Here is an 18,434-nt window from a genome sequence, read left to right as displayed (position 1 = left end):
CGTTCAAGCGCCTTCGACAATGACGAAGTGACCGGTCGAGGCGGCAAGCCTGTACTTCAAAGCCGCCCGGTATTCAGGTGACTCGTAGCATTCTATCGCCCTGTCGTAGGACTCGAACTCCACCAGGACATGACGGTTGCCTGTCGGCCCTTCCGGGTTCGCGTGACGCCCGGCCCGCACGGGAAACTTCGCACCATATTTCGCAAAAGCCGCGGCGTTCGCCTCGATATATTGCTTGTAGACCTCAGGATCGCGGACATCGACCATCGCCATCCAGTAGCCTTTCTTGCTCATCCTAGGGCCTCCAGCTCAGGAAATTGGTGATCAGCGCCAGGCCAAGCGCCTGGCTCTTTTCGGGATGGAACTGCGTGCCGGCGAGATTGTCGCGGGCGACCGTAGCCGTCACCGGACCACCATAGTCGGCAATCGCCAGCACGTCGTCCGCTTTCCTGGCGTCAAGATGATAGGAATGAACGAAATAGGCGTGCAATCCCTTGGCGCCGGTCGGAATGCCGGAAAACAGCGGATGCTTGTGCGTGAGCTCGATGGTGTTCCAGCCGATCTGCGGGATTTTCAGCGCAGGATCGGCCGGGGCGATCTCCTTGACGTCGCCGGCGATCCAGCCAAAGCCTTTTGTAACAGTCTTCTCCAACCCCCGCTCCGACATCAGCTGCATGCCGACGCAGATGCCGAGGAACGGCCGCCCCTTGACGATCGCGACCTCCTCGACCGCTTCCCACATGCCGGCCACAGCGCGCAGCCCGGCCGCGCAATCGGCGTAGGCGCCGACGCCGGGCAGGACGACGCGGTCGGCGGTTCTGACACGCTCGGCATCGGCGGTCAGGTCGATGGCGGCGGCGATGCCGGCTTCGTGCGCGGCGCGCTCGAAGGCTTTGGTGGCCGAGCGCAAATTGCCCGAGCCGTAGTCGATGATCGCCACCCGCATGTCAGGGTCTTCCCGGCGTGTGGTTCAGCCCTAGCGCTATGCCCATATGTGCTGGCCGGGCATGGACAGCGTCGGGAACGATGCGTTGCGCGGGCGCTTGCTCATCCGAATGCGCTTCGGCTTCCAGCACATAGCGCGTATCGGCATCATCGAGCCTGTCGGCCTCGACGACGCCCCATTCATGCCAGCCACGGCGGCGCAGTGCGGCAATCCGCAAGGCCTGCCCTTCCAGCCCGACATAGAGCGATACAAGCAGCGACAGCAGCGGACCTGCCAGCCCCAGGCTCAATCCTTCAGCAAGCATCGAAAGGAGAGCCATGGCGACAAAGGCCAGTGCTGCCTCGATCCACAACCGGTGCCAGAGCAGCCACAGCGGCGGCACGAGGAAGCCGAGCCAGGAAAAACCATCACGGACAAAGGCCGTCATATCAGGCTTTTCGCCGCGGCCGGGCGGTTCCATCACGACATAGATGGCCATGGCCTATCCCTTCAGAGATCCCTTGGTGGAAGGAACCGCGTCCGGCTGGCGCGGGTCGCTTTCAAGTGCTGCGCGCAGCGCGCGGGCCACTGCCTTGAAGCAGGTCTCGGCGATGTGGTGATTGTTGGCGCCGTAGTGATTGGTGACATGCAGCGTGATGCCGGCATTCTGCGCCAGGGCCTGGAAGAATTCGCGCACCAGTTCGGTGTCGAACGTGCCGATTTTCGGCGACGAGAACGCAACGTTCCAGACAAGGAAAGGACGACCGGAGACGTCAATCGCGGCGCGTGTCAGCGTCTCGTCCATGGCGAGATCGATCGAGGCATAGCGCATGATGCCGCGCCGCTCGCCCAACGCCTTGGCCAGCGCCTGGCCGAGCGCGATGCCGGTGTCCTCGACCGTGTGGTGGTCGTCTATGTGCAGATCGCCCTTGGCCTTGACCGTCATGTCGATCAGTGAATGGCGCGAAAGCTGGTCCAGCATGTGGTCGAAGAAGCCGACGCCCGTCGAAATATCGGATTTTCCCGAGCCGTCGACCTGGACCGATACGGAGATGTCGGTTTCCCCAGTCTTGCGGCTTGCGTTGGCGGAACGGGGCGGCATGAGCTCATCCTTGTCCAGAGTTCAGACGTTCCAAGCGCCCACGTGCTTGAAAACGAGAGCCTTCTAGCAGCATGATCCGGCGATTGCCAGTTGCCATGCCAGGGGATATCGAGCCTGGCAGATGACCGGTTTGCAATCATCGGGCCTATGCATACATATGGCCGATCAAGTCACTCGTAACGCGCCAATTGCCTTCGGGATCGGTGCTGATCGGAGCAGAGAATGTCTGATAAACTGACCATGCACGCCACGACCATCGTGACGGTGCGCAAGGGCGGCAAGGTGGTCATCGCCGGCGATGGCCAGGTCAGTCTCGGCCAGACCATCATGAAGGGCAACGCCAAGAAGGTGCGCCGCATTGGCAAAAGCGGCAATGTCATTGCCGGTTTCGCCGGCGCCACCGCTGACGCCTTCACCCTTCTGGAGCGGCTCGAGGCCAAGCTCGAACAATATCCGGAGCAATTGACGCGGGCCTGCGTCGAGCTCGCCAAGGACTGGCGCACCGACCGCTATCTGCGCCGGCTGGAAGCGATGATGCTGGTCGCCGACAAGTCGGTCTCGCTGGCGCTGACCGGCACCGGCGATGTGCTCGAGCCCGAACATGGCGTCATGGCGATCGGTTCGGGCGGCAACTACGCGCTGGCCGCGGCGCGCGCGCTGATGGACAGCGACAAGGATGCCGAGGAGATCGCCCGCAAGGCGATGCAGATCGCATCCGACATTTGCGTCTACACCAACAACAACTTCGTCATCGAAACGCTCGATGCCGGTTGAGCCGGCCGCTGGCCATGATCCCGAAAAGTGGAAACCGGTTTTCGGCGGAAATCATGGCCAAACAAGAGAATAGATATGATTTTCGGCCGGTAACCGAGGCGGACCTGCCGATGATCGCGGCATGGTTGGCCGAGCCGCATGTCGCCGAGTGGTGGGATGATCCCGAGACGGAGATCGCGCAGATCCGCGAGCATATCGACTCGATTTCCGTCGAACCGCTGATCATCGAGCTCGACGGCGAGCCGATCGGCTATATGCAGAGCTACGACCCGCATCTGGAGGACGGCCATCCCTATAGCGACCAGCCGTTCGGCACGCTCGGCATCGATCTGTCGATCGGCAGGCCTGAGCTTGTCGGACACGGCCACGGCTCGGCAATTGTGCGGCAGTTCGTGGAACAGCTGTTCGAGGAAGGGGCGCCGCGTGTCATCATCGACCCGGATCCGGCCAACGGACGAGCGATCCGCGCCTATGAAAAGGCCGGTTTCAGAGCTATCGATCGAAGGCAATCGGAATATGGCGACGTTTTGCTGATGGCGATTGATGTCGAAGTGGGCGACGCCGAAGAGGGGCAGTAACAGCATGAGCACAACCGGCGCCGACAAATCCGTCTCGGCCTACGAAGACAGCTGGCGGATGGGACTTCTGCTCGTCCTCGGCCTGATCATATTCCAGGCCGGAGCCCTTTACGGCATGGGCCGAACGCCAATCTGCACATGCGGCTATGTCAAGCTATGGCACGGCATCGTGCAGAGCTCGGAGAATTCCCAGCATATTTCCGACTGGTACACATTCTCGCACATCATCCATGGCTTCCTGTTCTACGCGCTGGCGTGGGCTCTGTTCCCGCGCTCGCCGATCGGGCTCAGGCTGGCATTTGCGGTCGTCATAGAGGGCGGTTGGGAACTTCTCGAGAACAGCCCTTTGATCATCGAGCGCTATCGCGCCGGCACAATTTCCCTGGATTACTATGGCGACAGCATCATCAATTCGGTGGCGGACACGCTGGCGATGGTGGTGGGATTTGTGATGGCGCGGAGGCTTCCTATATGGGTGATCGTGACCCTCGCTCTCGTCTTCGAATTCGGTGTCGGCTACATCATCAGGGACAATCTGACACTCAACGTGATCATGCTGCTGCATCCGTTCGAGTCCATCCGGCAGTGGCAAAGTGGAATTTAGTGATATGAGCACATTCTCGCCCCGCGAAATCGTTTCGGAACTCGATCGCTTCATCATCGGCCAGAAGGACGCCAAGCGCGCCGTGGCCATCGCCTTGCGTAATCGCTGGCGCCGCCAGCAGCTCGAAGGCCAGATGCGTGAGGAGGTGATGCCGAAGAACATCCTGATGATCGGCCCGACCGGCGTCGGCAAGACCGAGATCTCGCGCCGCCTGGCACGCCTTGCCGGTGCGCCGTTCGTCAAGGTCGAGGCGACCAAGTTCACCGAGGTCGGCTATGTCGGCCGCGACGTCGAGCAGATCATTCGCGACCTGGTCGAGATCGCCATCGGGCTGGTGCGCGAGAAGATGCGCGAGGATGTCAAGGCGCGCGCCCATATCAATGCCGAGGAACGCGTGCTGGAAGCGCTCGTCGGCAAGACGGCGAGCCCGGCCACGCGCGACAGTTTCCGCAAGAAGCTGCGCGACGGCGAGCTCGACGACAAGGAGATCGAGATCGAAGTGGCCGACACCGGCACGGGCGGCATGCCCGGCTTCGAAATCCCCGGCATGCCGGGCGCCAATATCGGCGTGTTGAACATCAACGACATGCTGTCGAAAGCGATGGGTGGCCAGAAGACCAAGACGCGCAAGACGACGGTGAAGGAATCCTACACGCTGCTGGTCGGCGACGAGTCCGACAAGCTGCTCGACCAGGATGAGGTGGTGCGCAGAGCGCTCGAATCGACCGAAAACGACGGCATCGTCTTCCTCGACGAGATCGACAAGATCGCCTCGCGCGAGGGCGGCATGGGCGCCGGTGTTTCCCGCGAAGGCGTGCAGCGCGACCTGCTGCCGCTTGTCGAAGGCACAACGGTCGCGACCAAATACGGACCGGTGAAGACGGACCACATCCTGTTCATCGCATCGGGTGCGTTCCACGTCGCCAAGCCGTCCGACCTGCTGCCGGAACTGCAGGGCCGTCTGCCGATCCGCGTCGAGCTGCGGGCGCTGGAGAAGGACGATTTCGTCCGCATCCTGACCGAGACCGAGGCCAGCCTGATCAAGCAGTATATCGCGCTGATGAAGACCGAGGGCGTCGACCTCGTCTTCACCGACGACGCCATCGATTCGCTTGCCGGCATTGCCGTCGATCTCAACGCCAGCGTCGAGAACATCGGCGCCAGGCGGCTGCAGACGGTGATGGAGCGGGTGCTGGACGAGATTTCCTATGACGCGCCGGACCGCCACGGCACGTCGGTGACCATCGACGCCGCCTATGTGCAAAAGCATGTCGGCGACCTATCCAGAAACACGGATTTGTCGCGTTTCATCCTGTAAGACGGCGCCGGCCAAGCCCGGTGCCCGGGCGACGAGCGATTTCCGGACATTCCGCAGTGTGTGGCCAAATGGAAGCATCTGGCCACCTTTTGTCTCAGTTGTCGAAGGGCTCTCGACTCGACCTGGAGCTTTACCTAGTTTGCCCGGCGACTATTACAGGCGGCGGCGCATGAAAAAACTGATCCTCGTCATTCTCTGGCTGACGCTGGCGGCAGCCATGTTCGCTGCGCAAGCGGCGACGATGGTGCCGCCTGGCAACAGTCATGCCGAGCAGCCCATCATACCGGGCGCATCGAGCCGGCGCACCCAGGCCACCAACACCACCTTCCAGGCAAAATACCGCAAGGTCTATGCGCTGCTGCAGAACGACGCCGGTCTTCGCGGCAAGATCAGCCAAGCGGCGGCGACCTATGGCATCGATCCGATGCACATCGTCGGCGCCATCGTCGGCGAGCACACCTACAATGTCGACGCCTACGACCGGCTGCAGACCTACTACGTCAAGGCGATCTCCTATCTGTCGAGCAAGCTGTCCTTCGCCTATGAAGGCGAGGACATCACCGATTTCGTGCAACGGCCGCAATTTGCCAAATGCGCCGGCAAATCGGACAGTTACGCGCTGTGGGCGTGCCGCGAGCAGGTGTGGAACCAGTCCTTTCGCGGCAAGAATGTCGGGGGGACAAGCTTTCCCAATGACCGCTTCGGCGCCACTTTCTTCCAGCCCTATTATGCCGGCCAGACCTTCGGTCTTGGGCAGCTCAATCCGCTGACGGCGTTGCAGATAAGCGATCTCGTGCACCAGGTTTCCGGCCTGCCGAAGCTCGACGTCGGCGATCCGAACGGGGTCTACAAGACCATCATGGATCCGGACCTGACATTGGCTTATGTCGCGGCGACGATCCGGAAATCGATCGATGCCTACCAGAACATTGCCGGCTTCGACATATCGGACAATCCCGGGATCACATCGACGCTCTACAATGTCGGTAATCCGGAACAGCGCGCCTATGCGCTGAAGGCCGAGAACGACAAGCGCCGTGCCGCGGGCGAACCGGAGAAGCTGCCCGAGGAAAATTACTATGGCTGGCTGGTCAACGACAAATTGCCGGAGCTGAAGGCGCTGTTTTAGAACGTGTTGAGATTCGGATTTTGAGCCGGATCGAAGTCGCCCCTTTCGGGCGTTTGCGCTGCCCCTCCTTGCCCTGCCGGGCATTTCTCCCCGTATAGTGACGGGGGAGAAAGAACGCTGGCATCGGCTGCAACGCCCGTTCGGCGGCGCTGGCGATTGGCGAAATCCTAAGCGACAGTGTCCTTCTCCCCGTCACTATACGGGGAGAAATGCCCGGCTGTCCGAACCGGATAGATAGGTAACAGAATGGACCGATTGCATGGGTGACAGTTTCTTGTCCGCCGGGAGGACCGGCGATGGTTTGGCGAGAGACTGGCATCATGGACGAGCGGCTTCGGTTTGTTGTGGATTGCCTTGCAGATGAGGAGACGATGAGCGAGCTTTGTGCGGCCTACGGCATATCGCGCAAGACCGGCTACAAATGGCTTGGTCGCTATCGCGCGCTCGGCCCGGAAGGTTTGCGTGATCTGCCACGGGCGCCGCTCAATCATGGCCGAGCGACGGCCCTGGATCTGGTGGAGCGGATCGTTGCGGCAAAGGAGACGCACCCGCTGTGGGGCCCGAAGAAGATCATAGCGCGGCTCAAGCGCACCGCTCCCGAGCTGCTGTGGCCGTCGGCCTCGACGGCAGGTGCGATCCTTGCGCGGCACGGGCTTGTCAGCGTCCGCAAGCGGGCACGGCTGCGGGCCTGTGGCAACGGACCATGGCCGCAAGCCGAGGAGCCGAACGCGGTGTGGACGGCTGATCACAAGGGCTGGTTCCGGACCCGTGACGGGTGGCGCTGCGAACCGTTGACGGTGATGGATGCGTCGAGCCGCTACCTGTTGGCGCTCGAAGCGACGGGCTCGACGGCGGACGACGAGGCTTGGCCGGTATTCGAGCGGCTGTTTGAGGAGCAATGGTCTGCCGGATCGGCTCAGAAGTGACAATGGCCCGCCTTTCGCGTCGGCCGGCGTCACCGGGCTGACGCCGCTTTCGGTGCGCTTCATCAAGCTCGGCATCACGCTGGAGCGGATTGCGCCCGGCAAGCCGCAGCAGAACGGACGGCACGAGCGCTTCCACCTGACCATGCTGCCGCTGGCCAAGGCGCCGGAGGCCGACAGAATGGCGCAGGGCCAGGCCTTCGAAGCCTTCCGGCGCAGCTACAATGAGGAGCGTCCGCATGAAGCGCTGGCCATGGACACTCCAGCGCAGCATTACCGCGCCTCGCCGCGCGCCATGCCCGCGACACCGCCCGAGCCCGACTATCCGGCCGAGGCGGCGGTGCGCAGCGTGCGTCACAACGGCGAGATCAGGTGGAACGGCGGCTTCGTTTACGTTTCCAAGACGCTGGCCGGCGAAGCGGTCGCCGCCACCGAGACCGAGGATGGTGAATGGGCGCTCAGCTTCCATGCCCATCCGCTCGGCATCCTCGACACCAGGCGCATGAAGCTTGTCCGCCGCAGCGCCGCGCCAACCAAACCGCTTGGCGCTGCGGCCGACAGCACAGGGGGAAAACTGTAACCCATGTATCCGGTTCAAAGTGTTACCCATCTATCAACTGGACACCGGCAGGCAGATGAGGGGCGGCGCCGGCTTTCGGCAATCGGCGCCACGGCTCACGCCGCCAGCAGAGACTTCAGCTTGACCGTCTGCGAGCCGAGCGCTTCCGGCGCCGGCTTCGCCCTTTTGGCGATCAGCATCTCGGCCAGCCTGATGTCGCGGGCGACCGTGTTGCCCGGGCCGATGCCGCTCGCCGCGACGAGCCTGCCGTCCTCGGCGAGGTGGAACAGGATGAAGGCGCCATCGTCGAGGTCGCGGCGCACAGTGCTGCGGCCCTCGTCCGACAGGCCGGATATCTGCAAGGTCAGGCCGTATTGATCCGACCAGAACCATGGCACCGCCGCGTGGCTTTCGCCGGCGCCAAGCATGTTCCTGGCCGCAAGCGCGCCCTGCTCCTGCGCGTTGCGCCAGGCTTCCAGTCGCACGCGCCGGCCGCCATAGACGGCAAGCGGAAACGAGCAGCAATCGCCGGCGGCGAAGATGGCCGGATCGCCAGTGCGAAGCTCGGCATCGACTGCTATGCCGTTGTCGATCGTCAGCCCGGCTTCCGCGGCGAGCCCGGTCACCGGCACTGCGCCGATGCCGATCACGGCGAGATCGGCGACGATGTCCAGTCCGCCGGCAAGCGCAATGCGCACCTCGGCGCCATCGTCGGCGATCGCGGCGATGCCGTCGCCGCACAGGATTTTCACGCCTTCGGCTTCATGCGCCTCGTGGATGATTTCGGCGATCTCGGCCGGAACCCCGCGCATCAGGATGCGTGGTTGCGCCTCGATGACGGTGACCGCGGCTCCCAGCCTGCGCGCCGCTGCGGCAAGCTCGAGGCCGATGAAGCCGCCGCCGACGATGGCGATGCGGTTTCCGCCGCTGAGATGAGCGCGAATGGCCAGCGCGTCGTTGAAGGTCCGGAGATAGACGCAGCGCCCGCCAAGGCCCGGCATCGGCAGCTTGCGCGGCACAGAACCCGTCGCCAGCAAGAGCTTGTCATACGGAAGGACCGAGCCATCCGACAGGCGAACGAGATGCGCGGCGCGGTCGATCGCCACCGCCTGAACCGAATGGATATGCCGGATCGATCTCTCGGCCAGGATCTCATCGCTGGCGATCGCCTTGATCTCGGGCGCATCGCTGGCCATCGCTTCTTTCGACAGCGGCGGCCGCTCATAGGGCAGGTGCGGCTCGTCGCCGACCAGCGTCACCGGCCCGTCATAGCCGAGATCGCGCAGCGCCAAGGCAGCCCGCCCGCCGCATTCGCCGGCACCGATGATGACCATCCCGCTCGTCATCACCGTCACCCGATCTGAATGAGGATTTTACCGGCGTCGAGCCTGACCGGATATGTCTTGAGATTGACGCAGACTGGCGCGCCCCTGGCTGCACCGGTCTTGTAGTTGAAGCGGCCATTGTGCTTCGGGCATTCGATGATGTCGTCCATCACCAGCCCGTCGGCCAGGTGCACCTTCTCATGCGTGCACAAACCGTCCGTCGCGAAATATTCGTCGTCGGGGCTGCGATAGATGGCGAAGGTGCGGCCTTCATGGTCGAACCGCATCACGTCCTCTTCGTCGATGTCTTCGGCATCACAGGCCTCGACCCAGTCGCTCATCAGTCCTCCCGGCGTTTTTTGCTTGGTCAACTTGCCCGGCATGTTGCCTGGCATGGGCGCATATCATTCCGCTGCTGCCGCGACAGCATCGTTATCGTTGTGGAATTCCTCGCGATAGGGCTTCGCGGTCGGCGGCAGTTCGCGCTTGAGGAAATAATCTTCATTGCGCAGCTGGCGCAGGAAAGCAGGGACCATCTCGCGATAGCCGGCCAGGATCGACGGCGTCGGCGCTGGCAGATCGTGCTTGATCATCTCGTGCAGCCTGGGCAGCGCGTGATAGGGCACCATCGGGAACATGTGGTGCTCCACATGGTAGTTCATGTTCCAATAGATGAAGCGGCTGACCGGGTTCATGTAGACGGTGCGGCTGTTGAGGCGATGATCGATGACATTTTCGGCGAGACCGCCATGCTGCAGCAGGCCGGTCATGACGTGATGCCAGGCGCCGTAAAGCCTGGGCAGTCCGACCAGCATCAGGGGCAGGAACGACCCGCTATACAGTGCCAGCGCGATGGTCGCGGCATAGATCGCCGCCCAGATGCGGGCAATGCGGATCGCCTTTGGCTGCTCCTGCTCGGGAATGAAGGTTTTTTCCGCCGGGCTGACGATGCCGGCCGCATTGCGCAGCATGTCGCTCATGGCATGCCAGGCATCGAGAATGCCGAAGAAATTGAGCACGACGCGCAACAGATCCGGCGGGCGCATCACCGCGATCTCCGGATCGCGACCGACGATGATCGTATCGGTGTGATGCCGCGTATGGCTCCAGCGCCAGGTCACCGGGTTGCGCATGATCATGAAGCAGGCGAGCTGGTAGATCACATCATTCATCCACTGCGTCCTGAACGCGGTGCCATGACCGCATTCGTGCCAGCGTGAATCGGTGGAAGAGCCGTAAAGCACGCCATAGACGAAGAAGAACGGGACGCACCACCAGGTGCCCCAGAACCAGGCGCCGCCCGCGCCGCTCAGGATCAGGGCGCCGAGCCAGATGATGGTGTCGCGGATCGCCGGGCCGTCGGAGCGCTGCATCAGCGCCTTCATCTGCTTGCGGGGGACGTCGGTGTGATACCACTCGGCCGCCGCCAGCCCGGTCTCGACGGCGAGCTTGGCGTCGCGGCCGATCAGGCTGTAGTCGCGCCGGGACGGTGCTGCGTCCATCGTTGCGTCCATGGGAGTGCCTCCACCAGCGCCCTGCGATCCGCCCCGGTCAATGACCGGGCCGCGGTCGCAAGCGTCGTAGGCTAGAAATAGCGCCAAGCCATGATAGGCTCAATATCACAAAGATAGTTTCTATCATTTCCCATCAGAATGATATAAATTGCTTTGGCAAGCGGAGAGACAGCCATGGCAAAACGGCCGACCATCACCGATCTGGCGCGCGCCTCCGGCGTCAGCGTCGCCACCGTCGACCGGGTGCTGAACAATCGCCTGCCGGTGCGCGAGGAAACCGCGCGCCGTGTCTATGAGGCGGCGACCGATATCGGCTATCACGCTGCCGGACTGATCAAGCAGCGGATGCGCCAGGAACTGCCGGAGTACCGGCTCGGTTTCCTGCTGCTGAGGGGCAATGATGTTTTCTACAGCGATTTCGCGCGGGAGCTCGAACTGGCGGTGTCGCAGTCGCAGCGCTTCCGCGGCGTGGCAACCATCGATTTCGCCGGTTCGCTGGCCCCCGGCGAGATCGCTGCCCAGATGCGCAAGCTGGCGGCGAAATCCAGGGCGGTCGCCCTTGTCGGTCCGGATCATCCGACGCTGACGGCAGCCGTCGAGGCGCTGAAGGCGAGAGGGCAACCCGTCTTCTCGCTGCTGTCCGACTTTGCCGCCGGCATCCGCGAAGGCTATGTCGGCCTCGACAACCGCAAGGTCGGCCGCACCGCGGCCTGGATGATCGCCAGGGCGGCGAGGAAGCCCGGCAAGGTCGCGCTTTTTGTCGGCAGTCATCGCTTCCATGGCCATGAGCTGCGCGAGATCGGCTTCAGATCATTCTTCCGCGAGCATGCGCCGGAATTCACGGTGCTGGAGACGCTGGTCAATCTGGAGGCCAACCAGGTGACCCATGATGCGATGATCGATCTTCTGGCGCGGTACCCGGATCTTGCCGGCTGCTACGTCGCTGGCGGCGGCATGGAAGGCGCAGTTTCCGCGCTACGGGCGGCCAGGCCGGCAAACATGCCGGTGGTCGTCTGCAACGAGATCAACGCCGAATCGCGCGCGGCGCTTGCCGACAACATCCTGACCATGGTTATTTCGACGCCGCTGGCAGCACTATGCCGCGAGCTTGTCGATCTGATGGCGCATGCCATCGAGGCAGGCGCTGCCAACGCGCCCGGCCAGACCTTCCTGCCCTTCGACATCTATCTGCCGGAAAACATCTAGGTTCGGGCACGATGCGTCGGCAATGATGTGAACAATCAGCCTGATGGATTCTTGCAGAAGATTTGCCGGCCCTCAGCTGCGTTATCCGAAAATCCGGCATCCGCTTTCGGAATCTCCTTGACGCCCGCACGCGGAATGGAATAAATATTTCACCAGATAGGTATTTTGGTTCTTTCGTTCCGGAACATCTGTTTCAAGCAGAGGGCTTGGCGTTCCAGTCAACTCGGAAATCGCCATCGGGAACGGAGATGGCAATCGGGAGAGATTCCCTGTGAGATCGGGGATTCCGGGTAGATCGGTGCAGCCGGACACCAATTCTGTGGAGGAGAAAATAAAATGAAGAAACTGCTTTTGGGCGTCGTGTTTTCGGCGCTGATGAGTTCGTCCGCCCTCGCGGCCAAGATCGGCGTGTCGATGGCGCTGTTCGACGACAATTTTCTCACCGTGCTGCGCAACGGCATGATCGAGCAGGCCAAGGGCATGGAAGGTGTGGAGCTGCAGGTCGAGGACGCGCAGAACGACGTCGCCAAGCAGCTCGACCAGATCAAGAACTTCGTCGCCTCGGGCGTCGACGCGATCATCGTCAATCCGGTCGACACCTCGGCCACCCAGGCGATGTCGGACGCCGCGGCTGCGGCCAAGGTTCCGTTGGTCTATGTCAACCGCGAGCCGGTCAATGTCGACACGCTGCCGGACAACCAGGCCTTCGTCGCCTCTAACGAGGTTGAGTCAGGCACTCTCGAAACCCAGGAAGTCTGCCGCCTGTTCAAGGAGGCCGGCAAGACCGAGGCCAATGTCTACGTGATCATGGGCGAGCTGTCGAACCAGGCCGCGGTGCAGCGCACCAAGGACATTGACGATGTGATCGCCACTCCGGAATGCAGCTTCATCAAGATCATCGACAAGCAGACGTCGAACTGGAAACGCGAGGAAGCGCAGAATCTGATGACCAACTGGCTGTCGACCGGCACGCCATTCGATGGCGTGATCGCCAACAATGATGAAAGCGCCATCGGCGCCATCCAGGCCATGAAGGCTGCCAATATCGACATGAAGTCGGTTGTCGTCGGCGGCGTCGACGCCACCCAGGACGCGCTTGCCGCAATGCAGGCGGGCGACCTCGACGCGACCGTGTTCCAGGACGCGGCCGGCCAGGGCGCCGGGGCGCTGGACGCGGCGCTCAAGCTTTCCAAGGGCGAGGCGGTCGAACAGAAGGTCTACATCCCCTTCCAGCTGGTCACGCCGGCGAACATCGACAAGTTCCTTAAGAAGAACTGAGGCAGCGGGATCGTTTCGATAGGGAGCGGCGCGTCAGAGCATCGGAACCGGTTTGGGGTAATCCGATGTTCAAGCAAAAGAAACGCCGCTCCTCTTTCCCTCATCGCCGTAGACAGGCGGCGGGAGGCGACTGCTGACGGAGGAAGCAAGATTTGGCACAGACAACCCATGGCGTCGGCGGGCTCAGCTATGATGCGAAGAAGCGCACATGGCCTGCCGAATTCAACGTTTTCCTGGCGCTCATCATCCTTGTCGGCGCCTTCGAGCTGATAGGCCGCGTCTTTCTTGGCGACAGCTTTCTGTTCAACACCCGCGCCAATGTCGATACGATCTTCAACGAGGCGCGCCTGCAGATCATCATCCTGCAGGTGTCGATCGTCGGCATCATCGCCATCGGCGTGACGCAGGTGATCATTTCCGGCGGCATCGACCTTTCCTCTGGTTCGATCGTCGGCGCCACGGCGATGATCGCCATGAGTTTCGCCCAGGTGGCGACGGTCAACGGCAACCCTAACCCCAAGGCGGTGTTCCTCGCGCAAGGATGGACGGACCTGCCGGTGATCGTGCCGGTGCTGGTCGCGATCGGCTGCGGGCTGCTGGCGGGCTTGGTCAACGGCTCGTTGATCGCCTACACGCGCATTCCGCCGTTCATCGCCACGCTCGGCATGATGGTCACCGCGCGCGGCATCGCCAAATGGTGGTCCAAGGGGCAGCCGATCTCGTTTCCCACCGAGAGTTTCGCCGCCATCGGCAAGGGGCTGATGCCGGTCATCATCTTCATATCGCTGGCGATTCTGTTCCAGCTGATCCTGTCATACACCAGGTACGGCAAGCACTGTTATGCCATCGGCTCCAACGAGGATGCCGCGCGCATGTCCGGCATAAATGTCCAGAACCACAAGATCCTCGTCTTCGTCATTGCCGGCATCCTCGCCTCGCTCGCCGCCGTGGTGCTGAGCTCCAAGAACCTCACCGCTCAGGCCGGCATGGGCGTGATGTACGAGTTGGACGCCATCGCCATGGCCGTCATCGGCGGCGTCTCGCTGTCGGGCGGCCGCGGCTCTATCATCGGAACGGTGATCGGTGCGCTGATCTTCGGCGTCATCATCTCCGGCTTCACCTTCCTGCGCCTCGACGCCTACTACCAGGAGATGGTCAAGGGCGTGATCATCATCGGCGCAGTCGTTCTCGACCAGTGGCGCCAGCGCCTGCGGGCAATGAGGGCTTGATCATGTCAGACATCGTCCTGAAGACCGAAAACCTGACCAAATACTATGGCGGCGTGCATGCGCTCGAAAGCGCGAACTTCGAGCTGCGCAAGGGCGAGCATGTCGCCATCATGGGTGACAACGGCGCCGGCAAGTCGACCTTCGTGCGCCAGATCACCGCCGTCGAGCAGCGCACCAGCGGCAAGGTCTGGTTCGATGGCAAGGAAGTGAACTTCGCCGGCCCGATCGCGGCGCGCGAGGCCGGCATCGAGACCGTGTTCCAGAACCTGGCGCTTGCCGACGATCTCGACGTGCCGTCGAACCTGTTTCTCGGCCGCGAGAAGGTGCTTTTCAATCTCGGGCCTTTCTCGATCCTCGATCGCAAATTCATGCGCAAGGCGACCGAGGCGGCGCTGGTCCGCACGGCGGTCAAGATTCCCAACCTCAACAACACTATCCGCCATATGTCGGGCGGCCAGCGCCAGTGCGTGGCGATCGCCAGAACCGCGACCTTTGCATCCAAGCTGATCATCATGGACGAGCCGACGGCAGCACTTGGTGTGCAGGAGACGATGCAGGTGGAGAACATCATCCGCACACTGAAGGCCAATGGCGAGCCGCTGATCCTGATCAGCCACAACATGCGCCAGGTGTTCGACCTTTGCGACCGCATCGTTGTCTTCCGGCGCGGCCGCATCGTCGCCAATTTGCGCAAGCAGGACACCGACGGCAACGATATCGTCTCATATATCACCGGCGCCAAGACCGGGGAGGCGGAACTTGCGGCCTAGGGCCAATGCCGGCGCGGGTCATCGACCCGTCGCCGATCTGCCGCGATAAGAAAATCTACTGCGCCTCGCGCTGAACGGTGCAGGAAAGACGCACTTCCATTTTCGAACAATCCTCAAAGGAAATTCCCATGTCTCTCCGCTTCGCTCTTCTCGGTGCCGGCCGCATCGGCAAGGTCCACGCCCGTGCCGTTGGTTCCAATCCGCAGGCCAGGCTGATGGCAGTTGCCGATGCCTTCGAGAAGGCGGCGACGGACCTGGCATCGGCCTATGGCGCCGAAGTTCGCACCATTGAGGCCATCGAAAAAGCCGGGGATATCGACGCGGTCATCATCTGCACGCCGACCGACACCCATGCCGATTTGATCGAGCGGTTCGCCAAGGCCGGCAAGGCGATCTTCTGCGAGAAGCCGATCGACCTGGACGCCGGCAGAGTGGAAGAATGCCTGGCCGTGGTCGACAAGGCCGGGGCCACTTTGATGGTTGGCTTCAATCGCCGCTTCGATCCGCATTTCGCCGCCGTGCGCAAGGCGATCGACGACGGCGCCATCGGCACGGTCGAGATGGTGACCATCACCTCGCGCGATCCCGGCCCGCCGCCGCTCGATTATATCGGCCGCTCGGGCGGCATTTTTCGCGATATGACCATCCATGATTTCGACATGGCGCGCTTCCTGCTCGGCGAGGAGCCGGTGGCCGTCAGCGCCCATGCCTCAGTGCTGGTCGACAGGCAAATCGGCGAGGCCGGCGATTTCGACAGCGTCAGCGTCATCCTCGAAACCGCCTCCGGCAAGCAGTGCATCATCTCCAATTCACGCCGAGCCACCTATGGCTACGACCAGCGCATCGAGGTGCATGGCTCGAAAGGCATGATTGCGGCCGAGAACCAGCGGCCGGTGTCGATCGAACTGGCCAATGAAAAGGGCTATACGCGCCCGCCGCTGCACGACTTCTTCATGACCCGCTACCTCGACGCCTATGCCAACGAGATCGCTGCCTTCATCGCGGCGGCGACATCAGGCAAGAAGGCGGCGCCGAGCGGCAAGGACGGGCTCGTCGCGCTGAGGCTGGCGGACGCGGCGCTGAAATCGGCGAAGGAAGGCAAGACCGTTCGCCTCGACAAGACAGTCTGACTATCAAGCACAGGAGCAAGGCGATGAACGGTTCCGCCGGTCGCAATTCAGAAACACGCGCCATCGTCACCGGAGGTGCGCAAGGCATTGGCTTCGCCGTCGCCGAGGCGCTGGCCGATGAGGGCTGCCGGGCGCTGGCGCTGATCGGCCGCTCGCAGGAGAAGGGCGACAAGGCCGTCGCCATCCTCAAGAAGTCGGGCGTCGACGCCATCTTCATCAGCGCCGATGTTTCCAAAGTGGCCGACTGCAAGCGCGCGGTCGAAACGGCGATCGGCGATTTCGGCAGCGTCAACGCGCTGGTCAACGCAGCCGCCACCTCGGCGCGCGGTTCACTGGTCGAGACGAGTGAAGAGCTTTTCGACACGATCTTCGCGACCAATGTGCGCGGTCCCTTCTTTCTGATGCAGGGCGTGGTGACGCATCTGCTGGGACGCAAGGCGCCGGGCTCGATCGTCAACGTGCTGTCGATGTCGGCGCATTGCGGCCAGTCGTTCCTGACGCCCTATTCGACCAGCAAGGGCGCGCTGGCGACGCTGACCAAGAATGTCGCCAATGCTTACCGCAGCAATCGTATCCGCTGCAACGCCGTGCTGCCCGGCTGGATGGACACCGAGGGCGAGGCGATCGTGCAGAAGAAATGGCACGATGCCCCTGACAATTGGCTGGAAAAGGCCGAGGCGGCGCAGCCGATGGGCCAATTGGTGAAGCCGGACCAGCTTGCCCGGCTGATCAGCTATATGGTCAGCCCGCAGTCGGGCGTCATGACCGGGTCGCTGGTCGACTATGACCAGAATATTGCAGGCTCGTCGCCGGAGTAGGGTCAGCCGAGTAGCCTCACGTCCAGAAGCAGCTCGGCCATGCGTCGGCCGAGATGACCCGAGAATACCCGCGCCGGCGTGATCGGTTCGACCAAACTCACCAAGGCACCCGGGCTCTGAAAAAACCCTCTCTCCTTCCCTGTTGCCGCCGTATTGCCATTCCCATATAGTCAAGATGGTCATAATGGTCACGGAGGTCGAAATGCTGGCTGCGCCCAAAGAGGATACCAACTGGACGGTCGCTGGGGCAAAAGCCCGGCTCTCGGAGGTTATCGAGCGCGCGCAGTCTTCGCCGCAGACGATCACCAGAAACGGCAGACCAAGCGTGGTTGTCGTCTCGGCCGAGGAATGGCAACGGAAGACCGCGCGCAAGGGTACGCTTGCGGAGTTCCTGTTGGAGTCGCCGCTGCGCGGCGCCGATCTTAACCTTGAGCGCCAGCGCGACGAACCGCGTGATCTGCCGCTGTGAGGCTACTGCTCGATACGAATGTCTTGTCCGAGGTGACAAGGCCGGCGCCGGACGCACGCGTTCTGGACTGGCTGGACGGGCTTGATGAGGACCGCTCATTCATTAGCGTCGTGTCGATCGCCGAGATCCGACGCGGCGTCGCCCTCATGGATGAGGGCCGGAAACGCGAGGCACTGGCCCAATGGCTCGCTCGGGACCTGCCGCAGCGCTTCGAGCAGAGGGTTCTTCCGGTGGACGAATCGGTTGCCTTGGCGTGGGGCGACCTGATGGGCCTTGCGAAGCGCCGCGGTCGCGGTCTGTCGTCGATGGACGGCCTGATTGCAGCCACGGCGATTGCGCAGGAGCTCACCTTGGCAACGCGTAATACGACGGATTTCGAAGGCTTTGGGATTGAACTCTTCAATCCCTGGACTGCATGAACCGCTCGGCACTGCGTGTTGGGGCTCGAAAGCGACCGATGTGTCCTCGTCATCACTTCGTCATCCACGGGCGGAGCAAGGAGCGTAGCGACGCAGCGCAGACCCGAGGATCCACGCCGTGACTTCAACGCGTTGCCGCGATGCAGAATTCTGCTCCGCTGCGCTCTTCGGCTAGCGTCACGGAATGGATCCCAGGGTCTCCGCGACGGAGCTTCGCTCCTGCTTCGCCCTAGGATGACGAAGTTCGGAAGGCTTCAGCCAATCGCGAATGGGCTGGAGTAGACCTCCTCCTCATCAGACACGTGACAATCGCCACGGCTTCGACTATATGAGCCCCATGATCAACCTGACCGCCACCTATTGG

20 protein-coding genes and 2 pseudogenes are annotated in these 18,434 nt (G+C 62.5%); 15 read left to right on the top strand and 7 right to left on the bottom strand.

Annotated features, from left to right (window positions below):
* Positions 1–3: 3 nt before the first annotated feature.
* From RPG13_RS07835 to hisB, 4 genes are read right to left on the bottom strand one after another with little or no spacing between them, the layout of a single operon-like run.
* Positions 4–294, bottom strand: coding sequence for a DUF1330 domain-containing protein (locus tag RPG13_RS07835; protein WP_095484486.1), 291 nt, complete (start codon positions 292–294; stop codon positions 4–6).
* Position 295: 1 nt separating this feature from the next.
* Positions 296–946 (bottom strand): imidazole glycerol phosphate synthase subunit HisH, encoded by a 651-nt coding sequence (hisH, locus tag RPG13_RS07830; protein ID WP_095484487.1) that lies wholly within the window; start codon positions 944–946, stop codon positions 296–298.
* 1 nt (position 947) lies between these two features.
* Positions 948–1,424, bottom strand: a complete 477-nt coding sequence (locus RPG13_RS07825; RefSeq protein ID WP_095484488.1) for a DUF2628 domain-containing protein — start codon at positions 1,422–1,424, stop codon at positions 948–950.
* A gap of 3 nt (positions 1,425–1,427) precedes the next feature.
* The gene (gene hisB, locus RPG13_RS07820; RefSeq protein ID WP_126104009.1) at positions 1,428–2,027 is read right to left on the bottom strand and encodes an imidazoleglycerol-phosphate dehydratase HisB; all 600 of its coding nucleotides are present in this window, start codon (positions 2,025–2,027) and stop codon (positions 1,428–1,430) included.
* Between the two features lie 222 nt (positions 2,028–2,249).
* Between hisB and hslV the strand changes: the two genes are divergently transcribed.
* The 6 genes and pseudogenes from hslV to RPG13_RS34910 all read left to right on the top strand — a co-directional run bounded on the left by hslV (position 2,250) and on the right by RPG13_RS34910 (position 7,933).
* Entirely contained in the window at positions 2,250–2,801 is a 552-nt protein-coding gene (gene hslV / locus RPG13_RS07815; protein WP_095484490.1) for an ATP-dependent protease subunit HslV, read from the top strand.
* 53 nt (positions 2,802–2,854) lie between these two features.
* Entirely contained in the window at positions 2,855–3,379 is a 525-nt protein-coding gene (locus RPG13_RS07810; RefSeq protein WP_095485061.1) for a GNAT family N-acetyltransferase, read from the top strand.
* Between the two features lie 4 nt (positions 3,380–3,383).
* The gene (locus RPG13_RS07805) at positions 3,384–3,983 is read left to right on the top strand and encodes a DUF2585 domain-containing protein (protein WP_337124793.1); all 600 of its coding nucleotides are present in this window, start codon (positions 3,384–3,386) and stop codon (positions 3,981–3,983) included.
* Between the two features lie 4 nt (positions 3,984–3,987).
* Entirely contained in the window at positions 3,988–5,301 is a 1,314-nt protein-coding gene (gene hslU / locus RPG13_RS07800; protein ID WP_095484491.1) for an ATP-dependent protease ATPase subunit HslU, read from the top strand.
* A 169-nt stretch (positions 5,302–5,470) separates the two neighbouring features.
* Positions 5,471–6,430: a DUF1402 family protein gene (locus tag RPG13_RS07795; protein WP_337124792.1), complete on the top strand. Its 960-nt coding sequence runs from the start codon at positions 5,471–5,473 to the stop codon at positions 6,428–6,430.
* Positions 6,431–6,726: 296 nt separating this feature from the next.
* Positions 6,727–7,933 (top strand): annotated as a pseudogene (locus RPG13_RS34910) (integrase core domain-containing protein).
* 95 nt (positions 7,934–8,028) lie between these two features.
* Here RPG13_RS34910 and RPG13_RS07780 read toward each other — a convergent pair.
* The 3 genes from RPG13_RS07780 to RPG13_RS07770 form a co-directional block, all read right to left on the bottom strand.
* Positions 8,029–9,258 carry an NAD(P)/FAD-dependent oxidoreductase gene (locus tag RPG13_RS07780; protein WP_337124789.1) on the bottom strand — a complete coding sequence of 410 codons (1,230 nt, stop codon included), beginning with the start codon at positions 9,256–9,258 and terminating at the stop codon, positions 8,029–8,031.
* Between the two features lie 5 nt (positions 9,259–9,263).
* Complete coding sequence (locus RPG13_RS07775; protein ID WP_292505708.1) at positions 9,264–9,578, bottom strand: MocE family 2Fe-2S type ferredoxin; 315 nt, start codon at positions 9,576–9,578, stop codon at positions 9,264–9,266.
* A 63-nt stretch (positions 9,579–9,641) separates the two neighbouring features.
* On the bottom strand, positions 9,642–10,751 hold the full coding sequence (locus tag RPG13_RS07770; protein ID WP_292724681.1) for a fatty acid desaturase family protein: 1,110 nt from the start codon (positions 10,749–10,751) through the stop codon (positions 9,642–9,644).
* A gap of 174 nt (positions 10,752–10,925) precedes the next feature.
* Between RPG13_RS07770 and RPG13_RS07765 the strand changes: the two genes are divergently transcribed.
* The 9 genes and pseudogenes from RPG13_RS07765 (at position 10,926) to RPG13_RS07725 (ending at position 18,070) form a co-directional block, all read left to right on the top strand.
* On the top strand, positions 10,926–11,957 hold the full coding sequence (locus RPG13_RS07765) for a LacI family DNA-binding transcriptional regulator (RefSeq protein WP_292222197.1): 1,032 nt from the start codon (positions 10,926–10,928) through the stop codon (positions 11,955–11,957).
* 336 nt (positions 11,958–12,293) lie between these two features.
* Entirely contained in the window at positions 12,294–13,235 is a 942-nt protein-coding gene (locus RPG13_RS07760; RefSeq protein WP_292222198.1) for a sugar ABC transporter substrate-binding protein, read from the top strand.
* 152 nt (positions 13,236–13,387) lie between these two features.
* Positions 13,388–14,464, top strand: coding sequence for an ABC transporter permease (locus RPG13_RS07755; protein WP_095484496.1), 1,077 nt, complete (start codon positions 13,388–13,390; stop codon positions 14,462–14,464).
* A 2-nt stretch (positions 14,465–14,466) separates the two neighbouring features.
* Positions 14,467–15,234, top strand: coding sequence for an ATP-binding cassette domain-containing protein (locus tag RPG13_RS07750; protein WP_292724675.1), 768 nt, complete (start codon positions 14,467–14,469; stop codon positions 15,232–15,234).
* A gap of 128 nt (positions 15,235–15,362) precedes the next feature.
* Positions 15,363–16,364 (top strand): inositol 2-dehydrogenase, encoded by a 1,002-nt coding sequence (gene iolG / locus RPG13_RS07745; protein WP_337124788.1) that lies wholly within the window; start codon positions 15,363–15,365, stop codon positions 16,362–16,364.
* Between the two features lie 23 nt (positions 16,365–16,387).
* A complete protein-coding gene (locus tag RPG13_RS07740) occupies positions 16,388–17,182 on the top strand; it encodes an SDR family oxidoreductase (RefSeq protein WP_337124787.1) in 795 nt (264 codons plus the stop codon).
* A 17-nt stretch (positions 17,183–17,199) separates the two neighbouring features.
* Positions 17,200–17,302: pseudogene (locus RPG13_RS07735) on the top strand (integrase); the annotation flags it as partial.
* Between the two features lie 82 nt (positions 17,303–17,384).
* Entirely contained in the window at positions 17,385–17,651 is a 267-nt protein-coding gene (locus RPG13_RS07730) for a type II toxin-antitoxin system Phd/YefM family antitoxin (RefSeq protein WP_337124786.1), read from the top strand.
* The gene (locus RPG13_RS07725) at positions 17,648–18,070 is read left to right on the top strand and encodes a type II toxin-antitoxin system VapC family toxin (protein ID WP_337124785.1); all 423 of its coding nucleotides are present in this window, start codon (positions 17,648–17,650) and stop codon (positions 18,068–18,070) included. Before RPG13_RS07730 ends, RPG13_RS07725 begins: the two co-directional genes overlap by 4 nt.
* Positions 18,071–18,434 lie beyond the last annotated feature (364 nt).

Origin of the sequence: Mesorhizobium sp. ISC15 (genome assembly GCF_037162615.1) — a bacterium.
Classification (GTDB): domain Bacteria; phylum Pseudomonadota; class Alphaproteobacteria; order Rhizobiales; family Rhizobiaceae; genus Mesorhizobium; species Mesorhizobium mediterraneum.
Note: the sequence above shows the minus strand (reverse complement) of the source record. Positions and strands in the feature narration are given on the sequence as shown.